Below are 21,305 nucleotides of genomic sequence, written 5' to 3' on the forward strand. Positions count from 1 at the left end.
AGGGGGAACCCGGCCTGCCGGGTTCCCCGCCATTGCGCTGCACTCTCCATGTCGGTTCGTGCAGCGGCATGATCGGGCAAAGGGGCGGAGCGGTTTGGCCCGCAGGCCACGGAAGGAAGGCAGGTCGGTCGCCCAGGGGGTTGCGGCCGGGTGGAACTGCCGCGAATATCCCTCGAACAGGACAGGAAGCCCCGCCAGCGGGGTGATTCTGCTGCGTCGCGCGATCAGGAAGACCAGATGAATATCGAAACGCCCCCGGCTGACTGGCTGTCCGCCTATGACAGTCGTGTGGCGCGCGAGATCGCGGCACGAGACTGGTCCGCAACCGGCCTGGGCCCGGTCAAGGCCTGGCCCGCCGACCTGCGGGCGATCCTGTCCACCATCCTGGCCTGCCCGACGCCCATGTATCTGGCCTGGGGGGCGGACCTCATCTCGTTCTACAACGATGCCTATATCCCGATCCTGGGCTATCGCGCCCCGAATGCGATCGGCAGACCCTTCCGCGACCTGTGGGCAAGCATCTGGGACGACATCTCTCCTCTGGTCGAGGGCTGTTTGCGCGGCGAAAGCCAGAAGGTCGTCGACATGCGGCTGGACCTTGGTCGCGCGGGCCTGCCCGAGGAAAGCTATTGGACCTTCACCTATTCACCGGCAATCGACGCTTCGGGCCGCATCGCGGGCCTGCTGTGCGTCACGGGCGAGACGACGGACCGCGTCCTGGCCGAACGCGCACGGGCAGAGGTGGCGCAGCGGCTTGAACTGGCCATGTCGGCAGGCAACAGCGTGGGCATCTGGGATTGGGACGTGGAAACGAACCGCGTCACCGTCGATTCCCGTTTCGCAACCATGTTCGGCGTGGATCCCCAACTTGCCGCCCAAGGCGCCGCGGTCGAGGAATTTCTCAAAGGCATCCACCCCGAGGATCGCGCCCGTGTGCAAGCCAAGATCGCCGAGGCCGTCCAGTCGGTCGGGCCGTTCACCGCTGAATACCGTCTGCTGCACGACGATGGAACGATCCGCTGGATTTCCGCCCAAGGGCGCTGCATCCCCGGCCCCGATGGCAAATGCGCTCGCCTTCCGGGCATCACCTACGACATCACCCGCCTGAAAGAAGCGGAAGCCCAATTGCGGGTCGCGAAGGAAGAACGCGAATTCGTCCTGGATCAGATCGGACGTCAGCGCCTTCAGTCCGACCCGCAAGAGATCCTGCGCGCGTCGTCCGAAGCCCTGGGCAAGCGGCTTGGTGTGAACCGGGTCGGCTTCTATCGCCTGACAGGCCCCCAGAACATCTGCCACGAAGCGTCCTGGTCCGACGGCAGGCTGCCGCCCCTGATGGGAATGCAGGCGACATACCATTATGGCGCCTTTGCCGACACCGAACGTCGCGCAGGGCGGGCGCTCGTCTTCGGGGACAGCCGGACGGACAGCAAGGGTGACCTGGCGCCCTATGCCGACGAAGGGGTTCTGGCAGGCATCTGCGTGCCTTTGCTGACCGAAGGGACTTGGGCGGCTGGCATCTATCTGCACCAGGCCGATGTCCGTGCCTGGACCGAACCCGAGATCGCCCTTGCAAAGGAGATCGTCCAGCAGACCTGGCTTGCCATCGAAAGGGCCGAGGCGCTGCAAAGGCTGAACCGCAGGATCGCCGAACAAGAGGCAGCCCTCGAGCAGCGCGAGATCGTGCTGCGCGAAGAGTTCGAGCGCCGCGAGGCTGCCGAACGCCAGCTTCGCCAGTTGCAGAAGATGGAGGCGGTCGGCCAGTTGACGGGCGGCATCGCGCATGACTTCAACAACATGCTTGCCGTGGTCATCAGCGGGCTGAACCTGACGCAGCGCCAGCTATCGCGCGGAAACAGCGACGTGGGCCAGTTCATCGAGGGCGCCCTGGAAGGCGCCAATCGCGCTGCCGCCCTGACGCAGCGATTGCTTGCCTTCTCGCGCCAGCAGCCGCTGGAACCGGTCGTGATCGATGCAAATGCCCTGCTGACGGGTTTGTCGGACATGCTGGCCCGATCGCTTGGGGAAACGATCGTTCTGGAAAACCGGCTGGAACCCGGTCTTTGGCCCACCAAGGCCGACCCCAACCAGTTGGAGAACGCGATCATCAACCTGGCCGTCAATGCCCGCGACGCGATGCCGGACGGGGGACGGGTCATGCTGGAGACGACCAATCTGGACCTGGGCCAGACCACGTCGCGGCCCCTGGGGGTAGAGGCGGGGGCCTATGTCCGCATCCGGGTGCAGGACACCGGCGCGGGAATGACGCCCGAGGTCCTGGCCAAGGCCTTCGACCCCTTCTTCACGACCAAGCCCACCGGGCGCGGCACGGGCCTTGGCCTCAGCCAGGTTTACGGCTTCATCCGCCAGTCGGGCGGCTATGTCGCGATGACTTCGCAACTGGGGGAAGGAACCACCGTCGATCTCTACCTGCCGCGCAGCCAGGACCATGCAGCTGAAAAGCAGGGCGACCTGGCGGCGGACGTGCCGATGGGACGGGCAAAGGACGTGATCCTGGTCGTCGAGGACGAGGACCGGGTCCGTGCCTTCACCGTCGCCTCGCTGCGCGACTTGGGCTATACCGTGCTGGAGGCCGCGTCTGGCCCCCTGGCCCTGGATATCCTGGGACAGCGGCCAGACATCGCACTGTTGTTCACCGATGTGGTGATGCCGCAGATGACTGGCCCGCAACTGGTCGAGCAGGCGCGCACCATCCGCAGCGATCTGCGGGTCGTCTTCACCAGCGGCTATACCGGCAGTTCGTCCGAGGCGGACGAGCGGATCAAGGCAGGGGGCAACTTCCTGGCCAAGCCCTTCAGCTTCGACCAGTTGGCCCGCAAGATCGGCGCGGCGCTGGCTTAACGCCGCCGCTTGGACCGCTTGTTGCCGCCGCGCTGCCCTGCCCTGCCCGCCGTGGACCGACCCGAGGCCTTCACGGCCTCCTCGGCCGCTTCCTCGATCACGGACTGGCGCGCCAGGGGATCGTCCGAAACGGCAAGCTCGACCGCTTCCAGCCGCTTCACCTCGTCGCGCAGGCGGGCGGCTTCCTCGAACTCGAGGTTCTCGGCGGCCTTGCGCATCTGAGTGCGCAGCGCGTCGAGATGCACCTGAAGGTTTCCGCCGACCATCGGGCGGTCCACCTTGGCGGTGATGCGCGACTGGTCGGTATCGCCCTGCCACAGGCCCGCCAGCACATCCTCGACATTCTTGCGGACTGTCTGCGGCGTGATGCCATGGGCCTCGTTATAGGCCATCTGCTTCTGCCGGCGGCGTTCGGTTTCGGCCATCGCGCGTTCCATGCTGCCGGTGATGTGGTCGGCATACATGATCACGCGTCCTTCGGCGTTGCGCGCGGCGCGGCCGATGGTCTGGATCAGCGAGGTTTCGGACCGCAGGAAGCCTTCCTTGTCCGCATCCAGGATCGCGACCAGCCCGCATTCGGGAATGTCCAGGCCTTCGCGAAGCAGGTTGATGCCCACCAGCACGTCAAAGGCGCCAAGGCGCAGGTCGCGCAGGATCTCGATCCGCTCGATCGTGTCGATGTCGCTGTGCATGTAGCGGATGCGGATGCCCTGTTCGTGGAAGTATTCCGTCAGGTCCTCGGCCATGCGCTTTGTCAGGGTGGTGACCAGCGTGCGCAGGCCCGCCGCGCTGACCTTGCGGATCTCGTCCAGCAGGTCGTCCACCTGCATCTCGACCGGGCGGATCTCGATCTGCGGGTCCAGAAGGCCGGTGGGGCGGATGATCTGTTCGGTGAAGACGCCGCCGGTCTGGTCCATCTCCCACTGGGCAGGGGTGGCGCTGACGAAGACCGACTGCGGGCGCATCGCGTCCCATTCCTCGAACTTCAGCGGGCGGTTGTCCATGCAGCTTGGCAGGCGGAAGCCGTGTTCGGCCAGCGTGAACTTGCGTCGGAAGTCGCCGCGATACATGCCGCCGATCTGCGGCACCGATACGTGGGATTCGTCGGCGAAGACGATGGCATTGTCGGGGATGAACTCGAACAGCGTGGGGGGCGGCTCGCCCGGCGCGCGGCCGGTCAGGTAGCGGGAATAGTTCTCGATGCCGTTGCAGACGCCGGTGGCCTCCAGCATCTCGATGTCGAAGTTGGTGCGCTGTTCCAGCCGCTGCGCTTCCAGCAGCTTGCCTTCATCGACAAGCTGCTTCAACCGACCCTGAAGTTCCGCCTTGATCCCCTTGATCGCCTGCTGCAGCGTCGGGCGCGGCGTGACGTAATGGCTGTTCGCATAGATGCGGATCTGGCGGAAGTTGTCGGTCTTCTGCCCGGTGAGGGGATCGCATTCGGTGATCGCCTCAAGCTCGTTTCCGAAGAAGTCGAAGCGCCAGGCACGATCGTCAAGATGCGCGGGCCAGACTTCGACCACGTCGCCCTTGACGCGGAAACCGCCCCGCTGGAAGGCCGCGTCCAGCCGCCGATACTGCTGGGCGACAAGTTGAGCGATGAATTCCCGCTGGTCATAGCTGTCGCCCACGATCATGTCCTGGGTCATGGCCGAATAGGTCTCGACCGAGCCGATGCCGTAGATGCAGCTGACCGAGGCCACGATGATCACGTCGTCGCGTTCCAGCAGCGCCCGGGTGGCCGAATGGCGCATCCGGTCGATGGCCTCGTTTATCTGGGATTCCTTCTCGATATAGGTATCCGACCGCGCGACATAGGCTTCGGGCTGGTAATAGTCATAGTAGCTGACGAAGTATTCCACCGCGTTGTCGGGGAAGAAACCCTTGAATTCGCCGTATAGCTGGGCCGCCAGGGTCTTGTTGGGCGCCAGGATGATGGCCGGGCGCTGCGTCGCCTCGATTACCTTTGCCATGGTGAAGGTCTTGCCGGTGCCGGTGGCCCCCAGCAGCACCTGGTCGCGTTCCCCCGCCTGCACGCCCTGGGTCAATTCGACGATCGCGGTGGGCTGGTCGCCCGCCGGCTGGAATTCGCTTTTCATCACGAAACGCCGCCCGCCTTCCAACTTGGGGCGGGTGACTTCGATCGGACGCGCGACTGGCGCGTTGGTATTGTTATGGCCCATCAGGCACCCTTCATGCGGCAGAACCAGTAAGGTGTGGTGGTTCCTGGGAAAGTCAACCTTGGGTCAGAAGAAGGGGCATCACCGCTTGAACCGGGCCGGTCGCATTTCAGCCCAACCCTGCCCGCCGTCCATTTCCTCGGCCAGGATTTCTGATGTCACCGGACCCAGAGTGAAGCCCTGGTGCCCGTGGCCGAAATGCGCCCAGAGGTTCGGCTGGTCCGGCACCCTGCCGATCACCGGCAGCATGTCGGGAATGCAGGGGCGGCGGCCGGTCCAGGGCTCGGCCTCGACCGGGCTGCCGATGTCGAACAATTCGCGCGCGGCCCTTTCGCCGTGCTTCAGTTGCGGGGGCGACAGGCGCGGATGGCTGGTCAGTTCGGCGGCGGTGGCGATGCGCAACCCGCGCCGCATCGGCGACAGCACGACCGAATTGCCGAAATCCGCGATCGGGTGGTTCGGCGGCGTCTCCATCCGGTAGTGACGATGGTAGCCGCGCTTGAAGACCATCGGGACTGTCAGGCCGAAGCGTTGCAGCAGCATCGGCGACCAGGGGCCAAGCGCGACGACTGCGTGTTCGGCGGTTTCATCCCCCACCCGCCAGCCGCTGCCCGCGCGCTGCAGGTCGCCCGCATCGGCGTTGACGATCCGCCCGCCCTGCCTTTCGAACAGCGCTGCATAGGCCGCGACCAACCCGCCGGGATCGGAGCAGGTCCAGGCATCGGCCCAGTGGGTCGCGCCCTCGACCTCGATCTTGATGGCGGGTTCGAGCGCGCGCAGCGCCTTGCCGTCCATTAGCTTGGCCTCGACCCCGAATTCCTCCATGAAGCGCTTGGCCGTGACCCGTGCCTTGTCCATGCGGGCGGAGTTGCGATGCACCTCGATGTAACCGTCGCGGCGGATGATATTGTCGGCGCCCGCCGCCTGGACCAGCGGCGCGTGGCGGTCGGTGGACTGGCGGATCAGCTTGCCCCAGGTCAGCGTGGCCCGGCGGTGGCCGGCGGGAAGGGAGTTGACGGCATAGTTCCAGACCGCGCCCAATTGCGACAGCAGGCCCGGAATGTTCCACTTGACGTCATAGCCCATGCCCAGGGCGATCTGGATCAGCGCGGCGGGTGCCAGCGGCATCGCATAGGGTTCCACCGCTTCGGTCTGGATCAGGCCGGCATTGCCATAGCTGGTTTCCCGGCCCGGCACGCCGCGTTCGATAATCGTGACCTGATGCCCCCGCGCCTGAAGCGCCAGCCCGGTGGTGACGCCGACCATGCCTGCACCCAGAACCAGAATCTCTGCCATATCCATTCCCTGAACGACGACTTTGGATCAGGGATGCAGACAATAGGCCCAGCGACAAGACGATCTTCGGCGACACTGCCGAACTTTGCAAGATTCAGGCGAAAAGCTCTCGGCAGAAGGTCAATCCTTCGACCAGGGCATCCACATCCTGCCTGGTGTTGTACATGGCGAAGGACGCCCGCGCGCTTGCGGTGATGCCGAAGAACTCCATCAGCGGCATGGCGCAATGGCTGCCGGCCCGGACGGCGATGCCGCGCTTGTCCAGGATGGTGGACAGGTCATGCGCGTGGGCGCCCTGCATGGTCATGGAAAAGATCGCGCCCTTGTCCGGCGCGTCGCCCTGGACCTGCAGCCAGTTCAGGCTGCGCAGACGGTCGCGGGCGTAATCGCGCAAGCCCCGCTCATGGGCCGCGATATTCTCCATCCCCAGGTCCATCATGTATTCAAGGGCAGCACCCAAGCCGACCTGGTTGACGATGCCGGGGGTTCCCGCCTCGAACCGCAGGGGCGGGTCGGCATAGTCGACGGCATCGCGGGTGACGGTGCGGATCATGTCGCCGCCGCCCAGGAAGGGGCGCATCTCGGCTTGGCGGTCGCGGCGGATCCAGATCGCGCCGGAACCCGAGGGGCCGTAAAGTTTGTGGCCGGTGATGCAGTAGAAATCGACGCCCAGCGCGGCCAGATCGACCGGCATATGCACCGCTGCCTGCGAGCCGTCGACCAGCACGGGAACGTCCGTCCCCCGCGCGATGGCGCCGACATCGACGATCGTGCCGGTGACGTTCGACATATGCGTGACCGAGATCAGCCTGGTCTTCGGACCCACTGCGGCCAGCACCTTTTCGGGCGGCAGGCTGCCGTCGGCTTCGGGTTCGACCCATTTCAGCACCACCCCCTGCCGTTCGCGCAGGAAATGCCAGGGAACGATATTGGCGTGGTGTTCCAGGACGGACAGCACGATCTCGTCCCCCGCCTGCAGGCGCGGCGCGGCCCAGCCATAGCTGACCAGGTTGATCCCCTCGGTCGAGCCGCTGGTGAAGATCACCTCATCCTCGTGCGGGGCGTTCAGGAAGCGGGCGATGATGGCGCGGACGCGTTCATAGTTGTCGGTGGCCAGGTTCGACAGGAAATGCAGGCCCCGATGAACGTTGGCATATTCGCCTTCATAGGCGCGGGTGATCGCGTCGATGACCTGGCGCGGCTTCTGGGCGCTTGCGCCGCTGTCCAGATAGACCAGCGGGCGGTTGTTCACCTGCCGCGACAGGATCGGGAAGTCGGCACGGACCTTGTCGATATCGAAGCTCATTGCGGCATCTCCGGCATGATTCCTAGGGCGGCGGCAAGCAGGGACAGAACGAAACCCGCCACGAATACGGTTCCGATCATCCCCAGGACCACTTTGGGCGTGCTGTGAAAGCCGTGCAGCGCCTTGGTGAACTGCACGGTCAGCCACAGGAACAGCGCGATCGCCAGCAGCCCGAAGATGCCCGCCACGCCCGGCAGGATCAGCGACAGGACCACCTGCGCGGCCTGCACGATCAGCAGCAGCACCTCGATCCAGACGGTCAGCAGCAGGGCATCCTCGAACCGGCCGCCGCCGCCGAACATGCGGCCCACGCCCGACATCAGCCCTGCCGCCAGCACGATGGCCCCCATCTGCATCACGGCCAGCACCATCGGCTGCTGGCTGAGGACGACAACCCGGTCGCCCTCTGGCCCGGGGGCGCTGAACAGCGCGGCGGCCAGCGAGGCCAGCAGCGCCGAGACCGAAACGGCTGCCAGAAGCGCCATCCACCGCGCCTGGATCGGCCAGCCCTGCGCCATCAGGTCGCGCGCCGCCGCCTGCGGATCGCGGAACGACAAGCCGACCAGGGCCTTGAAGTCATCGAACGTCATTTTCGCCTCGCCAGCGCCGCGATACCGGCACCCCAGATCATCAGGAAACCCAGCCCGGAAACCGCCTGGACCAAGGCAAGGGCGGACCCCTGCCCCACAAGCCCGGCCACCAAGCCTGCCAGCAGCATCGCGGGCGCAACCGCCAGCAAGGCCCAGAACAGCGCCAGCCGGGAATCCTCGGGGGTAAGCCGCCAGGGTGTCAGACGGGACAAAAGCGATGCCAGCGCCGCCAGGCCATAGGCCAGGATCGGCATCATGAACATCACGGCCAGCAACGCCCCCCCCATCCGGGCCTGGAACGGCACCGCCGGGTCAATCTGGGCCATCCGCGCATGACCGGGGGCCTGGGCGATCAGGAAGATCAGCATCGCCGACATCAGCACGCCCAGCTTGGACCCTTCCGGCATGTCGGAAAGACCCCGCACCACCCGGCGCGGGGCCACCCAGCTTTGCAGCACCCGGGGAACGATGCCCCGCGGCGCGGCCCCTACTGAACCGCGTTGAGGGTCAGCCACACGTCGAGCCGTTCATAGATGCAATCGCGGATCGCCTCGTCCTCGACCTCGGCCAGGGCGTCGGCCAGGAAGGACAGGACCAGGAAGACGATGGCCCGTTCACGCGGCACCCCGCGGGACCGCAGATAGAACAACGCCTCGTCGTCGATCGCGCCGGTGGTCGAACCATGCGAACATTTCACGTCGTCGGCGTAGATCTCCAGCTCGGGCTTGGCCAGGAACTGGCTGCGTTCGTCCAGCAGCAGCGCCTGGCTGATCTGGTAGCCGTCGGTCTTCTGCGCGCCGGGCTTGACCAGGATCTTCCCCTGGAACACGCCCTCGGCCCCGTTTTTCAGCACCTTCTTGAAGACCTGGCGGCTTTCGCAGCGTTCGGCCCCGTGGGTGATGAAGACGGTGTCGTCCTGATGGAAGGGCGCCTTGCCCCCGTCGCCCAGAACGGCCGCCGCGATATGGGCCACCGCATCGTCGCCCGCGATGTCGATCACCGCCTCGTTGCGCATCATCGTGCCGTTCACCGCCAAGGTGAAGGACTTGAACTGCGCCCTTGCGGCAACGCGCGCGAAGATATGGCCGATGCCCACCTTCGCCTCGATCGCGCGCTTGGACGCGACATGGTGGAACGCGGCGCCTTCGGCCAGATCGACCTCGATCACGCTGTTCGACCGGGCGCCCGACATGCCGGTTTCCAGCAGGGTCAGTCCCGCACCCGGCTCGACCCGGATCAGGTGGTGCCACATGGCGTCCGCCCCATCCGACGCACGGCGATGCACGACATGGATCGGCTTCGACGGCTTTTCGGTGACGCGGATCAGCAGCCCGTCGGGGGCGGCGGCAGTGTTCAACGTCGCAAAGGGACGGCGGACGGGATGCTGGCCCGCAGCCTCCAGCTTGCCATAAAGTTCGGCCGCCCATTCCGCCCCGTCAGCCTTTGCAAGCGTCAGGATCTCGACCCCGTCCAGGGCCAGGTCATCGGATGCGGCCTCGTCGAACCGGCCGTCGACAAAGACCAGCGTCAGCTTGTCCAGCGTGTCGAACAGCGGGGTCTCCTGCCCATCAGGCACGGCAATCGCCGCCGCTTGCGGTGCGTTGAAGGGACGCGGGTCCGTATAGCGCCAGTATTCGTCGCGCGGACCGGGAAGCCCCATGTCCTGCAGGCGCGCCAAGGCATCGCGACGCGCAGCAGCGGCAAAGCCGCCCTGCGGCAGGGTCAGGGCCGCAAGCCGCGCGTCAAGCGCACCGGCGGGTTTGGGCGTGCCCTCGACCGTCGGGGTGTGGTCCTTCGCCTGGACTGCGGTGTCCGCCATCAGCCGACCTCCGCCAGAAGATCGCCATAGCCTTCCTGTTCGACCTGCAAGGCCAGTTCCGGCCCGCCCGATTTCACGATCCGGCCGTTCGCCATGATATGCACCACGTCCGGCTGGATATGGTTCAGCAGGCGCTGATAATGGGTGATGACCAGGAAGCTGCGGTCGGGCGAACGCAGCGCGTTGACGCCGTCGCTGACTAGCCGCATCGCGTCCACGTCCAGGCCCGAGTCGGTTTCGTCCATGATGCACATGCGCGGTTCCAGCATGGCCATCTGCAGGATCTCGTTGCGCTTCTTCTCGCCGCCCGAGAAGCCGACATTGACCGGACGCTTCAGCATCTCGGGGCTGATCTGCAGTTCGGCCGCCTTGGCGCGAACCAGCTTCAGGAAATCGCCCGAGGACAGCTCGGCCTCGCCACGCGCCTTGCGCTGCGCGTTCACGGCGGTGCGCAGGAAGGTCATGTTGCCGACACCCGGAATTTCCACCGGATACTGGAAGGCCAGGAACAGGCCGGCGCTTGCGCGTTCCTCGGGTTCCATGTCCAGCAGGCTTTCGCCGTCCAGCGTGGCCGAGCCTTCGGTCACTTCATAGCCGTCGCGGCCCGACAGGACATAGGACAGCGTGGATTTGCCCGACCCGTTCGGACCCATGATCGCGTGAACCTGACCGGCCGGAATCTCCAGCGACAGACCCTTCAGGATCTGCTTGTCCTCTTCTTCAAGTTTCACGTGCAAGTTGTCGATTTTCAGCATCTTTTCCTCATCAGATGGTGGCGGCGGTGCCGAAGCCACGGCACCATCATCAAATCCTTCGCGGCCTTTAGCCGACCGAGCCTTCCAGCGAAATGGCGACCAGCGACTGGGCCTCCATCGCGAACTCCATCGGCAGCGCCTGCAGAACCTCGCGGCAGAAACCGTTGACTACCAGGGCCACGGCCTCTTCCTCGTCCATGCCCCGCTGGCGGCAATAGAACAGCTGGTCGTCATCGACCTTGCTGGTAGTCGCCTCGTGTTCCACGCGGCTGCTGGTATTCTTGACCTCGATATAGGGCACCGTATGGGCGCCGCACTGGTCGCCGATCAGCAGGCTGTCGCACTGGGTATAGTTGCGGCTGTTCGTCGCCCGCGGGTGCATCGTCACCAGGCCGCGATAGGTGTTCTGCGCGCGGCCCGCCGAGATCCCCTTGGACACGATGCGCGACCGGGTATTGCGGCCAAGATGGATCATCTTGGTGCCGGTATCGGCCTGCTGCATGTTGTTGGCGATGGCGATCGAATAGAACTCGCCCTGGGATTCATCGCCGCGCAGGATGCAGGACGGGTATTTCCAGGTGATCGCGCTGCCGGTTTCCACCTGCGTCCACATCACCTTGGCGCGGGCCTCGCGGCAGTCGGCGCGCTTGGTGACGAAGTTGTAGATGCCGCCCTTGCCTTCCTCGTCTCCGGGGAACCAGTTCTGGACGGTCGAGTACTTCACCTCGGCATCCTCCAGCACCACGATTTCCACGACCGCCGCGTGAAGCTGGTTGGTGTCGCGCTTGGGCGCGGTGCAGCCTTCCAGGTAGCTGACATAGCTGCCCTTGTCGGCGATGATCAGCGTGCGTTCGAATTGCCCGGTGTTCTCCGCGTTGATGCGGAAATAGGTGGACAGTTCCATCGGGCATCTCACGCCCTTGGGGACATAGACGAATGAGCCGTCGGAAAAGACCGCGCTGTTCAGCGTCGCGAAATAGTTGTCCGACTGCGGCACGACCGAACCGAGGTATTTCTTCACAAGGTCGGGATGCTCGCGGATGGCTTCGCTGATGGAACAGAAGATCACGCCGGCCTTGGCCAGTTCATCCTTGAAGGTCGTGCCGACCGACACGCTGTCGAAGACCGCGTCGACCGCGACCCGGCGGCCATCGGCGGGCGCGGCCTCGGCCCCCTCGACGCCTGCCAGGATCAGTTGTTCCTTCAGCGGGATCCCTAGCTTTTCATAGGTCGCCAGCAGCTTGGGATCGACCTCGTCCAGCGACTTGGGCTTGACCGCCATGCTTTTCGGGCGGGCATAGTAATACTGGTCCTGATAATCGATTTCAGGATAGTTCAGCATCGCCCATTTGGGTTCGGTCATGGTGACCCAGCGGCGATAGGCTTCCAGCCGCCATTCGGTCATCCATTCCGGCTCGTTGTTCTTTTCCGAGATCAGGCGGACGATATCCTCGTTCACCCCCTTGGGGGCATAGTCCATCTCGATCTCGGTATCCCAGCCGTATTTGTAGCTGCCAATGCTTTGCACGGCCTCGACCGTTTCGCGGTCGACACCCTCGCGCACATCAAGATCGGTGGTTGCAGTCATCCTTTGTCCTTCCTCGGGCCTGGCAATTGCCTAGCCGTTCCGTTCGCGCCATCGTGAATACGCGCTTTCCCACGCATCCGCAAATCGGTTCACCTGATCCTCGCCCAAAGCGGGGCTGATCGAGATCCGGATCGCCGATTGCGCGGCCTTGTCATCGAACCCCATGGCCTGCAGCACGCCGCTGGCGCGGACCTTGCCAGAAGAACAGGCCGACCCTGCCGAAATCGCAAAGCCCGCCAGATCCATCTGCATGACCTGGGTTTCACCCTTCCAGCCCGATGTAAGAATGCAGGTCGTGTTCGGCAAGCGTCTGGCGCCCTTTCCGGCAACGATTGCGCCGGGCGCCGTGTCCAGCAGCCGGGCCTCCAGGGCGTCGCGCCTTGCGGCAACCTCGTCCCACAGGCCTGCGTCCAGTTCCTTTTGCGCGGCAGTGGCGGCGGCGGCAAAGCCCAGGATGCCGATCAGGTTCTCGGTCCCGCCGCGCCGGCCCTGTTCCTGGCCGCCGCCGCGGATCATCGCCTCGACATCGGTGCCGCGCTTGACGACCAGTGCGCCGATTCCCTTGGGACCGCCCAGCTTGTGGGCGCTGACAAAGCCTGCCGTGATGCCAAGCCAGTTGAAGGCGAAGGGGATCTTGCCGAAGGCCTGCGTCAGGTCACTGGACCCCAACCCTTCGGGCAGGGACTGGATCACGCCGGTTTCGTTGTTGGCCAGTTGTAGGCTGGCGTTTGCGGGATCGGGCACCGTGACGGTACCGTCCGCGTCCACCGCCAGATCCTGGTCGCACCAGACCTTGATCGCGCTGTGTTCGACCGGCGCGCAGTGGATGCCCCTGCCCGCCAGAACCATGGCCGCCGCCTCGGTCGTGCCGGATGTGAAGATCACGTCCGCGCCTTCGGCCCCAAGTGCCGCCGCGACCTGTTCGCGCGCGCGCTCCATCGCCATCTTGGCGGCGCGGCCTTCGCTGTGGACCGAGGACGGGTTGCCCACGATCTCCATCCCCTCGCGCATCGCGGCCTTTACCTCGTCGCGCAGGGGCGTGGTGGCGTTCCAGTCCAGATAGGTTCTCATGCCAGCGCCTCGCCGATCTTCTGCGCCAGGCGGCGGGCGACGGCGTCCTTGGCCATGCGCGGCCATTCCTCGGCGCCTTCGTCGGTGATGACCGTCACCGCGTTTTCCGAGCCGCCCATGATGCCGGTCCCCTCGCTGACGTCATTCGCCACGATCCAGTCGCAGCCCTTGCGCCGCCGCTTGTCGGTGGCATGGGCCAAGACATCATTCGTTTCGGCCGCAAAGCCTACGACCAGCCGGGGGCGGCGTTCGCCGGGCTGGCTGATCCAGGCCAGGATGTCCGGATTCTCGGTCATTTCAAGCGAGGGCGGCTTGCCAGACCCGTCCTTCTTCATCTTGGTGGCGGATGATTTGGTGACACGCCAATCGGCCACCGCCGCGGCCATGACCGCCCCGTCGGCCGGCAGCGCGGCTTCCACCGCCTCGCGCATTTGCCCGGCGGTCTGGACGCGGATCACATGGACCCCCTCGGGCGGGGCAACCTCGGCCGGGCCGGTGACAAAGCTGACCCTTGCGCCCAGGTCGCGCAGCGCGGCTGCGATCGCTGTGCCCTGTGCGCCCGAGGACCGGTTGGCGATGTATCGCACGGGATCGATGGGTTCATGCGTCGGACCCGAGGTCACGATCAGGTGCCGCCCTGACAAAATGCCGGTGCGCACCTGCGCCTCGGGCAGCAGTTTCAGCGGCTGAGGGGCGAGTTCCTTGCCGATGGCGTCCAGGATCGCCTCGGGTTCCGACATGCGCCCGGTGCCGTATTCGCCGCAGGCCATGTCGCCGTCCTCGGGGCCCACGAACAGGATGCCGTCCTCGCGCAGGGTCCGCAGGTTGCGCTGCGTTGCCGCGTGGTGCCACATCCGCACGTTCATCGCGGGCGCGACCAGCACTCGCTTGTCCGTCGCCAGCAGCAGGGTAGAGGCCAGGTCGTCCGCCAGCCCATGCGCCATCTTGGCCAGCAGGTCGGCGGTGGCGGGCACCACCACCACCAGATCCGCGTTGCGCGACAGCTGGATATGGCCGATCTCGGCCTCGGCGGCGATGTTCCACAGGCTGTCATGCGCGGCCTCGCCCGCCAGAACGGACAGGGTCATGGGCGTGGTGAACTGCGCGCCGGCCTTGGTCAGCACGGGGGTCACGGCCGCGCCCTCGGCCCGGATCAGCCGGATCAGTTGCGGCACCTTCATCGCCGCGATGCCCCCGCCCACGATCAGCAGGATACGCTTGCCGTTCATCTTGCCCCCATGACCTTGCGCCCCCGTCACATAGCCCCCCACCCCCCGCGTCGCAAGCAATGGCACCTGTTAACCTTTCCTTAAGCCGCCTGCCGTTAACGATTGCGGGGACAAAGGGGGCTTCATGGTCGCAATCGCCTATTCCGTTGCCTTCGAGGGGATCGACGCGCGCCTTGTCGAGGTCCAGTGCTCCGTGGCGGCGGGCCTGCCGGGCTTTGCCATCGTGGGCCTGCCCGACAAGGCCGTCAGCGAGGCGCGCGAACGGGTCAAGGCGGCCTTCGGCGCGCTGTCCATCGCCATGCCGAACCGGCGGCTGACCGTGAACCTGTCGCCGGCTGACCTGCCCAAGGAAGGGTCGCATTTCGACCTGCCCATCGCGCTTGCGATCCTTGCCGCGCTTGAGATCGTCCCCGGCGAGGAACTGTCGCGCTGCGTGGCCCTGGGCGAACTGGCCCTGGACGGGCGGCTGGTCGCCGTCGCCGGCGCCCTGCCCGCCGCCATGGCCGCGGCCGAGGATGAGCGCGCGCTGATCTGCCCCCGCGCCTGCGGCCCCGAGGCCGCCTGGGTGGACGCGGTTCCGGTCCTGGCCCCCGCCACGCTGCGCGAGGTGATCGACCACCTGACCGACCGCGCGCCCATCGCCCGTGCCCAGCCTGGCATGATCGATGCCGCGCCCCTTGGCGGCTGCCTGTCTGAAGTGAAGGGCCAGGAACGTGCCAAGCGCGCCTTGGAAATTGCCGCCGCCGGTCGCCACCACCTGTTGATGGTCGGCCCGCCGGGCGCGGGCAAGTCGATGCTTGCCGCCCGTCTGCCCGGCTTGATGCCGCCGCTGGGCGCGGCCGAGGCGTTGGAAACCTCGATGATCCACTCGCTGGCCGGCACCCTGGACGACGGCGGCATCTCGCGCCGCGCGCCGTTCCGCGAACCCCATCACACCGCGTCCATGGCCGCCATTGTCGGCGGCGGGCGCGGCGCCAAGCCGGGCGAGATCAGCCTTGCCCATAACGGCGTCCTGTTCATGGACGAGTTTCCCGAATTTCCCCGGCAGGTTCTGGAAACCCTGCGCCAGCCGATCGAGACGGGCGAGGTCGTGGTCGCCCGCGCCAATGCCCACATTCGCTATCCCTGCCGCTTCCTGCTGATCGCCGCCGCCAATCCCTGCCGCTGCGGCTATCTGGCCGATGCCGCCCGCGCCTGTTCGCGCGCGCCGGTGTGCGGCGGGGACTACATGGGCAAGATCTCGGGGCCGCTGATGGATCGCTTCGACCTGCGGCTCGAGGTGCCGGCGGTCAGCTTCATGGACCTGGAACTGCCCTCGGGCGGCGACACGTCGGCGCAGGTCGCGGCGCGGGTGGCGGCGGCGCGGGATGTGCAGGCCGCGCGTTTCCGCAACCACCCGCAGGCACGGGTGAATGCCGAGGCTTCGGGCAGTCTGCTGGACCAGATCGCCGCCCCGGATGAGGAAGGACGGGCGCTGATCCTGAAAGCGTCGGAACGGCTGGGCCTGACCGCGCGGGGCTATCACCGCATCCTGCGCACCGCGCGCACCATCGCCGACCTGGCCGGTTCCGCCACTGTCCGCGCACCCCATCTGGCCGAGGCGATCAGCTATCGCCTGCCCTTCGTCGCGGGCGGGTGACGAATTGCGCATTGTGCAAGGCGCGGCTATGGCTGGGCGACCCTCTAGACGGATCACCTCATGCCCCCCAGAAGCGCCCGGATCGGCGGCATCCTGACCGCTTGCGCCCTGCTGGCGATGATCCCGCACCAGTTCGGGGCCGGATCTGGCTTCGCGATGGCTGCCGACCTTCTGCTGGTGGGGGCGCTTGCGATGTTTTCGCTGACGGCGCGGGCGTCTCGGCTGGCCTTCGTGGCCGTGGGCCTGGCCCTGGTCGCCTGGGCGGCCGCCACCCGGCCCGACTGGGCGCAGGCGGTGCTGACCGCCCTGACGCGGGGGGGCTTCATCATCGCGCTGTTCACAGCGCTGTCCGCGTTGCGCAGCGCGGCGGTCGGGTCGCAGGACATCCTGGACTGTGGGCGCTTCCTGGCCCGCCAGCCTCCGGGGCGGCGCTACCTTGCGCTGACGGTCGGCGGGCACCTGTTCGGGTTGATCCTGCTTTACGGATCCATCTCGCTGCTGGGCGGGTTGGCCGCCGAAAGCACGGCGCGGGAGACGAACCAGGAATTGCGCCGCCACCGCCTGCGCCGGATGCTGGTGGCGATCCAGCGGGGTTTTGCCTCGACCCTGTGCTGGTCGCCAATGGCGCTGTCGATGGCGGTCACCATGTCTGTGGTCCAAGGCGCGTCCTGGCCTGCGGCCGTCGGGCTGTGCCTGGTCAGTTCGGTGCTGATGATCGGCATCGGCTGGGCCTTGGACGCACTGTTCAAGCCGCAGCTTTCAGCGCCCGCCCCCACCCGTGCGGCCGAGACCGAAAGCTGGCTGCGGCGCCTGCGACCGCTGCTGGTCCTGCTGGCGATCGTGGTGGGCGGTGTCTTCCTGCTGCACCTGACGACCGGCGTGGCGGTGACCGGGGCGGTCATGACCGTGGTGCCGCTGGTGGCGGTGGCCTGGACACTGATCCTGCCGCCCATGCGCGGCGGGCGGGCTGCAACGCTGGCCGCGCGGGTGGGGCAGTTCGCCACCCGCGACCTTGCCGGCTATAGCGGAGAGATCATCCTGCTTTTCATGGCGGGATTCATCGGCAGCCTGGGATCATGGCTGCTGGTGCCGATCATGCAGGCGCAGGGTCCTGACCTGGCGGCGCTGCCGCCGTTGCTGATCCTTGCGGCGCTTGTCTGGGTGATCCCGCTGACCGGCCAGATCGGCATGAACCCGATCCTGGCTGTTTCGCTGCTGGTGCCGCTGCTGCCCTCGCCCGCCGATCTGGGCGTGCATCCGACAGCGATGGTGATCGCCATCACCGGCGGGTGGGCGATCAGCGGCAACACCTCGCCCTTCACGGCTTCGGTCCTGCTGGTGGGCAAGCTGGGGGGTGTCGAGGCACGCCATGCCGGAACGCAGTGGAACGGGCTTTATGCCCTGTCCACCGGCGCGGCGCTGACCCTGTGGGTGCTGCTGGCCGCAACCCTGCTCTAGCGGCCGCGGCCAGGGTTTACTCCACCTCGACCAGCAGGTCCTTGGCGTCGATCTGTTCGCCGGGGCGGACATGGATGGCCTTGATGGTGCCGTCGCGGTCGGCGTGGAGGCCGGTTTCCATCTTCATCGCCTCGATAGTCAGAAGCAGGTCGCCCTGGCGGACCTTGGACCCGGTGGATGCCGCGACCGAGGCCACGACGCCCGGCATCGGCGCGCCGACATGGCCCGCATTCGACGGGTCTGCCTTGGGACGCGCGGCCTTGGTGCCGGTGGCCTTGCGGTTCGGCACGCGGACCTGGCGGGGCTGGCCGTTCAGTTCGAAGAAGACCTTGACCTCGCCCTTCTCGTCCGTCTCGCCCATCGTCAGCAGACGTACTTCCAGCGTCTTGCCGGGGTCGATCTCGACGCTGATCTCGTCGCCCGCCTCCATGCCATAGAAGAAGTTGCGCGTGGGCAGCGCGCGGACCGGGCCATAGGTTTCGTGCCGCGTCATGTAGTCCGTAAAGACCTTGGGATACATCAGGTAGCCGTTCAGATCCTCGTCGTCGATCTCGACGCCCAGATCCTCGGACAGCTTCGCCCGCGTGGCCTCGATGTCCACGGGGGGCAGATGTGCGCCGGGGCGGTCGGTGATGGGCGCCTCGCCCTTCAGGACCTTGCGCTGCAGCGCCTCGGGCCAGCCGCCGGGGGGTTGGCCCAGGTTGCCCTTCATCATGTCCACGACGCTGTCAGGGAAACTGACGTCGGTTGCCGGATCCAGCACCTGCTGGGGCGTCAGCCCCTGGGCCACCATCATCAGCGCCATGTCGCCCACCACCTTGGACGACGGCGTGACCTTCACGATGTCGCCGAACATGCGGTTCACATCGGCATAGGCCTGCGCCACCTCGTGCCAGCGATCCTCCAGCCCCATGGACCGCGCCTGCGCCTTGAGGTTGGTGAACTGCCCGCCTGGCATCTCGTGCAGATAGACCTCGGACGCGGGCGACTGCAGGCCGCTTTCAAAGGCCGCATAGTTCTCGCGGACGCGTTCCCAGTAGTTGCTGATCTGCCGGATCGCCGCGATATCCAGGCCGGTATCGCGCTCGGTGCCTTCCAGCGCCTCGACGATGGAGCCAAGGCAAGGCTGCGAGGTGCCGCCCGAGAAGGCGTCCATGGCCGCGTCCACCGCGTCCACGCCCGCATCGGCGGCCGCCAGGATCGTCGCCCCCGCAAGGCCCGAGGTGTCGTGGGTGTGGAAGTGGACCGGCAGGCCGACCTCCTCCTTCAGCGCCTTGATGAGGATGCGCGCGGCGGCTGGCTTCAGCAGGCCCGCCATGTCCTTCAGGCCCAGCACATGCGCGCCGGCGGCCTTCAGATCCTGCGCGGTCCTGACATAATAGGCCAGGTCGTACTTGGACCGGTCCGGGTCCAGCATGTCGCCGGTATAGCAGACCGTGCCTTCGCAGATCTTGCCGGTCTCGATCACCGCGTCCATGGCGACTCGCATGTTCTCGACCCAGTTCAGGCTGTCGAAGACGCGGAACACGTCCACGCCGCTTTCCGCCGCCTGGCGCACGAAGGACTGGACCACGTTGTCGGGATAGTTGGTATAGCCCACCCCGTTCGAGGCGCGCAGCAGCATCTGCGTCATCAGGTTGGGCATCCGTTCGCGGATGTCACGCAACCGCTGCCAGGGGCATTCCTGCAGGAAGCGATAGGCTACGTCGAACGTCGCCCCACCCCAGCATTCCACGCTGAACAGCCCCGGCAGGTTGGCGGCGTAAGATGGCGCCACGCGGATCATGTCGATCGACCGCATCCGGGTTGCCAGCAGCGACTGGTGGCCGTCGCGCATGGTGGTGTCGGTCATCAACAGGCGCGTCTGCGCGGCCATCCAGTCGGCCACCGCCTGCGCGCCCTTTTGTTCCAGCATCTGCCGGGTGCCCGGCGCGGGTTCGGCCTTGGGCGCGGGCGGCACGGGTGGACGGGCCTGGGCGGGCGGCATGGGGCGGCCCGCGGTCTCGGGGTGGCCGTTGACGCTGATGTCGGCCAGATAGGTCAGGATCCGCGTGGCCCGGTCCTGCTTCTTGTCGAACTGGAATAGCTCTGTCGTCGTGTCGATGAACTTGGTCGTGTAGGAGTCATCGAGGAAGGTCGGATGCTTCAGCAGGTTGATGACGAAGTCGATGTTCGTGCTGACGCCCCGCACCCGGAACTCGCGCAGCGCGCGGTCCATGCGGCGGATCGCCGCCTCGGGCGTCTGCGCCCAGGCCGTGACCTTGACCAGCAGCGAATCGTAATAGCGCGTAATGACGCCCCCGGAATAAGCGGTGCCGCCGTCCAGGCGGATGCCGTTGCCGGTGGCGCTGCGATAGGCGGTGATCCGGCCATAGTCGGGGATGAAGTTGTTCAGCGGATCCTCGGTCGTCACGCGGCATTGCAGCGCGTGGCCCGACAGCGTGACCTGATCCTGCGACGGCACGCCCGTCGCCTCGGCCAGCGTTGCCCCCTCGGCAATGCGGATCTGTGACTGGACGATGTCGATGCCGGTGACTTCCTCGGTCACGGTATGCTCGACCTGGACGCGCGGGTTCACCTCGATGAAGTAGAACTGCTGGCTGTCCATATCCATCAGGAACTCGACCGTGCCGGCGTTCTGGTAGCCCACGGCGCGGCCGATCTTCAGCGCCAGTTCGCAGACCTCGGCACGCTGTTCGGCAGTCAGATAGGGCGCGGGGGCGCGTTCCACGACCTTCTGGTTGCGGCGCTGCACCGTGCAGTCACGCTCATACAGGTGATACAAGCCGCCATGGGTGTCGCCAAGCAACTGCACCTCGACATGGCGGGCGCGCAGGATCATCTTTTCCAGATAACCCTCGCCATTGCCAAAGGCGGCCTCGGCCTCGCGACGGCCCTCGCGGACCTTGTCCACCAGTTCCTCGGGACCGTTGATCGGGCGCATCCCGCGCCCGCCGCCGCCCCAGGAGGCCTTGAGCATCAGGGGATAGCCGATGGAAGCCGCCTCGGCCTTGATGGCCTCGAAATCCTCGCCCAGAACCTCAGTCGCGGGGATGACGGGCACGCCCGCGGCGATCGCCACGCGACGCGCCGACGCCTTGTCGCCAAGCGCGCGCATCGTGTCAGCGCGGGGGCCGATGAAGGTGATCCCGGCTTGCGCGCAGGCGTCCACGAAGTCGGGGTTTTCCGACAAAAGGCCATAGCCCGGATGGATCGCATCCGCGCCGCTTTCCTTTGCGACCCGGATGATCTCGGGGATGGACAGATAGGCCGCGACCGGCCCCAGCCCTTCGCCGATCCGGTAGGCCTCGTCCGCCTTGAAGCGGTGCAGGCCCAGCTTGTCCTCCTCGGCATAGACCGCGACCGTTTTCTTGCCCAATTCGTTGGCGGCCCGCATCACGCGGATCGCAATCTCGCCACGGTTGGCGATCAGGATTTTCTGAAACATCGCGCGGTCCCCCTTCGCAGTTGCGCGAAAGACTAGCGATGCCGCAGCGCAGCGCAAGCGCCACCGC

At 66.4% G+C, this 21,305-nt stretch carries 14 protein-coding genes; 3 read left to right on the forward strand and 11 right to left on the reverse strand.

Annotated features, from left to right (window positions below):
- Window positions 1-237: 237 nt before the first annotated feature.
- The gene (locus tag FIU66_RS08045) at window positions 238-2,859 is read left to right on the forward strand and encodes an ATP-binding protein (protein WP_167622210.1); all 2,622 of its coding nucleotides are present in this window, start codon (window positions 238-240) and stop codon (window positions 2,857-2,859) included.
- On the opposite strand, the gene uvrB is transcribed toward FIU66_RS08045, so the two are convergent.
- The 10 genes from uvrB to coaBC form a co-directional block, all read right to left on the reverse strand.
- The gene (uvrB, locus tag FIU66_RS08050; RefSeq protein ID WP_167622211.1) at window positions 2,856-5,042 is read right to left on the reverse strand and encodes an excinuclease ABC subunit UvrB; all 2,187 of its coding nucleotides are present in this window, start codon (window positions 5,040-5,042) and stop codon (window positions 2,856-2,858) included. The two genes, FIU66_RS08045 and uvrB, sit on opposite strands and share 4 nt — an antisense overlap.
- A gap of 78 nt (window positions 5,043-5,120) precedes the next feature.
- A complete protein-coding gene (locus FIU66_RS08055; RefSeq protein WP_167622212.1) occupies window positions 5,121-6,335 on the reverse strand; it encodes an FAD-binding oxidoreductase in 1,215 nt (404 codons plus the stop codon).
- 94 nt (window positions 6,336-6,429) lie between these two features.
- Window positions 6,430-7,641: a cysteine desulfurase gene (locus FIU66_RS08060; RefSeq protein WP_167622213.1), complete on the reverse strand. Its 1,212-nt coding sequence runs from the start codon at window positions 7,639-7,641 to the stop codon at window positions 6,430-6,432.
- A complete protein-coding gene (locus FIU66_RS08065; protein WP_167622214.1) occupies window positions 7,638-8,231 on the reverse strand; it encodes a YIP1 family protein in 594 nt (197 codons plus the stop codon). Before FIU66_RS08065 ends, FIU66_RS08060 begins: the two co-directional genes overlap by 4 nt.
- The gene (locus tag FIU66_RS08070) at window positions 8,228-8,746 is read right to left on the reverse strand and encodes a hypothetical protein (protein WP_167622215.1); all 519 of its coding nucleotides are present in this window, start codon (window positions 8,744-8,746) and stop codon (window positions 8,228-8,230) included. Before FIU66_RS08070 ends, FIU66_RS08065 begins: the two co-directional genes overlap by 4 nt.
- Window positions 8,719-10,050, reverse strand: coding sequence for a SufD family Fe-S cluster assembly protein (locus FIU66_RS08075; RefSeq protein ID WP_167622216.1), 1,332 nt, complete (start codon window positions 10,048-10,050; stop codon window positions 8,719-8,721). The genes FIU66_RS08070 and FIU66_RS08075 overlap by 28 nt, the downstream gene beginning before the upstream one ends.
- Window positions 10,050-10,805 (reverse strand): Fe-S cluster assembly ATPase SufC, encoded by a 756-nt coding sequence (gene sufC, locus FIU66_RS08080; protein ID WP_167622217.1) that lies wholly within the window; start codon window positions 10,803-10,805, stop codon window positions 10,050-10,052. Before sufC ends, FIU66_RS08075 begins: the two co-directional genes overlap by 1 nt.
- Before the next feature lie 67 nt (window positions 10,806-10,872).
- Complete coding sequence (gene sufB, locus FIU66_RS08085; RefSeq protein WP_167622218.1) at window positions 10,873-12,393, reverse strand: Fe-S cluster assembly protein SufB; 1,521 nt, start codon at window positions 12,391-12,393, stop codon at window positions 10,873-10,875.
- A 30-nt stretch (window positions 12,394-12,423) separates the two neighbouring features.
- Complete coding sequence (locus tag FIU66_RS08090; RefSeq protein ID WP_167622219.1) at window positions 12,424-13,464, reverse strand: cysteine desulfurase family protein; 1,041 nt, start codon at window positions 13,462-13,464, stop codon at window positions 12,424-12,426.
- Window positions 13,461-14,693, reverse strand: coding sequence for a bifunctional phosphopantothenoylcysteine decarboxylase/phosphopantothenate--cysteine ligase CoaBC (gene coaBC / locus FIU66_RS08095; protein WP_167623436.1), 1,233 nt, complete (start codon window positions 14,691-14,693; stop codon window positions 13,461-13,463). The genes FIU66_RS08090 and coaBC overlap by 4 nt, the downstream gene beginning before the upstream one ends.
- Window positions 14,694-14,817: 124 nt before the next feature.
- On the opposite strand from coaBC, the gene FIU66_RS08100 reads away from it, so the two are divergent.
- Together FIU66_RS08100 and FIU66_RS08105 are read left to right on the forward strand one after the other, a co-directional pair.
- The gene (locus tag FIU66_RS08100) at window positions 14,818-16,332 is read left to right on the forward strand and encodes a YifB family Mg chelatase-like AAA ATPase (protein WP_167622220.1); all 1,515 of its coding nucleotides are present in this window, start codon (window positions 14,818-14,820) and stop codon (window positions 16,330-16,332) included.
- Between the two features lie 60 nt (window positions 16,333-16,392).
- Window positions 16,393-17,790: a hypothetical protein gene (locus FIU66_RS08105; protein WP_167622221.1), complete on the forward strand. Its 1,398-nt coding sequence runs from the start codon at window positions 16,393-16,395 to the stop codon at window positions 17,788-17,790.
- 16 nt (window positions 17,791-17,806) lie between these two features.
- Here the strand turns inward: FIU66_RS08105 and FIU66_RS08110 are convergent, their stop codons facing one another.
- Window positions 17,807-21,238 carry a pyruvate carboxylase gene (locus FIU66_RS08110; RefSeq protein WP_167622222.1) on the reverse strand — a complete coding sequence of 1,144 codons (3,432 nt, stop codon included), beginning with the start codon at window positions 21,236-21,238 and terminating at the stop codon, window positions 17,807-17,809.
- Window positions 21,239-21,305 lie beyond the last annotated feature (67 nt).

It is taken from the genome of Paracoccus sp. AK26, from assembly GCF_011801365.1.
Lineage (GTDB): Bacteria > Pseudomonadota > Alphaproteobacteria > Rhodobacterales > Rhodobacteraceae > Paracoccus > Paracoccus aerius.

Coding starts and splice junctions, on each gene's coding strand:
- FIU66_RS08045 (WP_167622210.1), top strand. CDS start 238: ATGAATATCGAAACGCCCCCGGCTGACTGGCTGTCCGCCTATGACAGT.
- uvrB (WP_167622211.1), bottom strand. CDS start 5,042: ATGGGCCATAACAATACCAACGCGCCAGTCGCGCGTCCGATCGAAGTC.
- FIU66_RS08055 (WP_167622212.1), bottom strand. CDS start 6,335: ATGGCAGAGATTCTGGTTCTGGGTGCAGGCATGGTCGGCGTCACCACC.
- FIU66_RS08060 (WP_167622213.1), bottom strand. CDS start 7,641: ATGAGCTTCGATATCGACAAGGTCCGTGCCGACTTCCCGATCCTGTCG.
- FIU66_RS08065 (WP_167622214.1), bottom strand. CDS start 8,231: ATGACGTTCGATGACTTCAAGGCCCTGGTCGGCTTGTCGTTCCGCGAT.
- FIU66_RS08075 (WP_167622216.1), bottom strand. CDS start 10,050: ATGGCGGACACCGCAGTCCAGGCGAAGGACCACACCCCGACGGTCGAG.
- sufC (WP_167622217.1), bottom strand. CDS start 10,805: ATGCTGAAAATCGACAACTTGCACGTGAAACTTGAAGAAGAGGACAAG.
- sufB (WP_167622218.1), bottom strand. CDS start 12,393: ATGACTGCAACCACCGATCTTGATGTGCGCGAGGGTGTCGACCGCGAA.
- FIU66_RS08090 (WP_167622219.1), bottom strand. CDS start 13,464: ATGAGAACCTATCTGGACTGGAACGCCACCACGCCCCTGCGCGACGAG.
- coaBC (WP_167623436.1), bottom strand. CDS start 14,693: ATGAACGGCAAGCGTATCCTGCTGATCGTGGGCGGGGGCATCGCGGCG.
- FIU66_RS08100 (WP_167622220.1), top strand. CDS start 14,818: ATGGTCGCAATCGCCTATTCCGTTGCCTTCGAGGGGATCGACGCGCGC.
- FIU66_RS08105 (WP_167622221.1), top strand. CDS start 16,393: ATGCCCCCCAGAAGCGCCCGGATCGGCGGCATCCTGACCGCTTGCGCC.
- FIU66_RS08110 (WP_167622222.1), bottom strand. CDS start 21,238: ATGTTTCAGAAAATCCTGATCGCCAACCGTGGCGAGATTGCGATCCGC.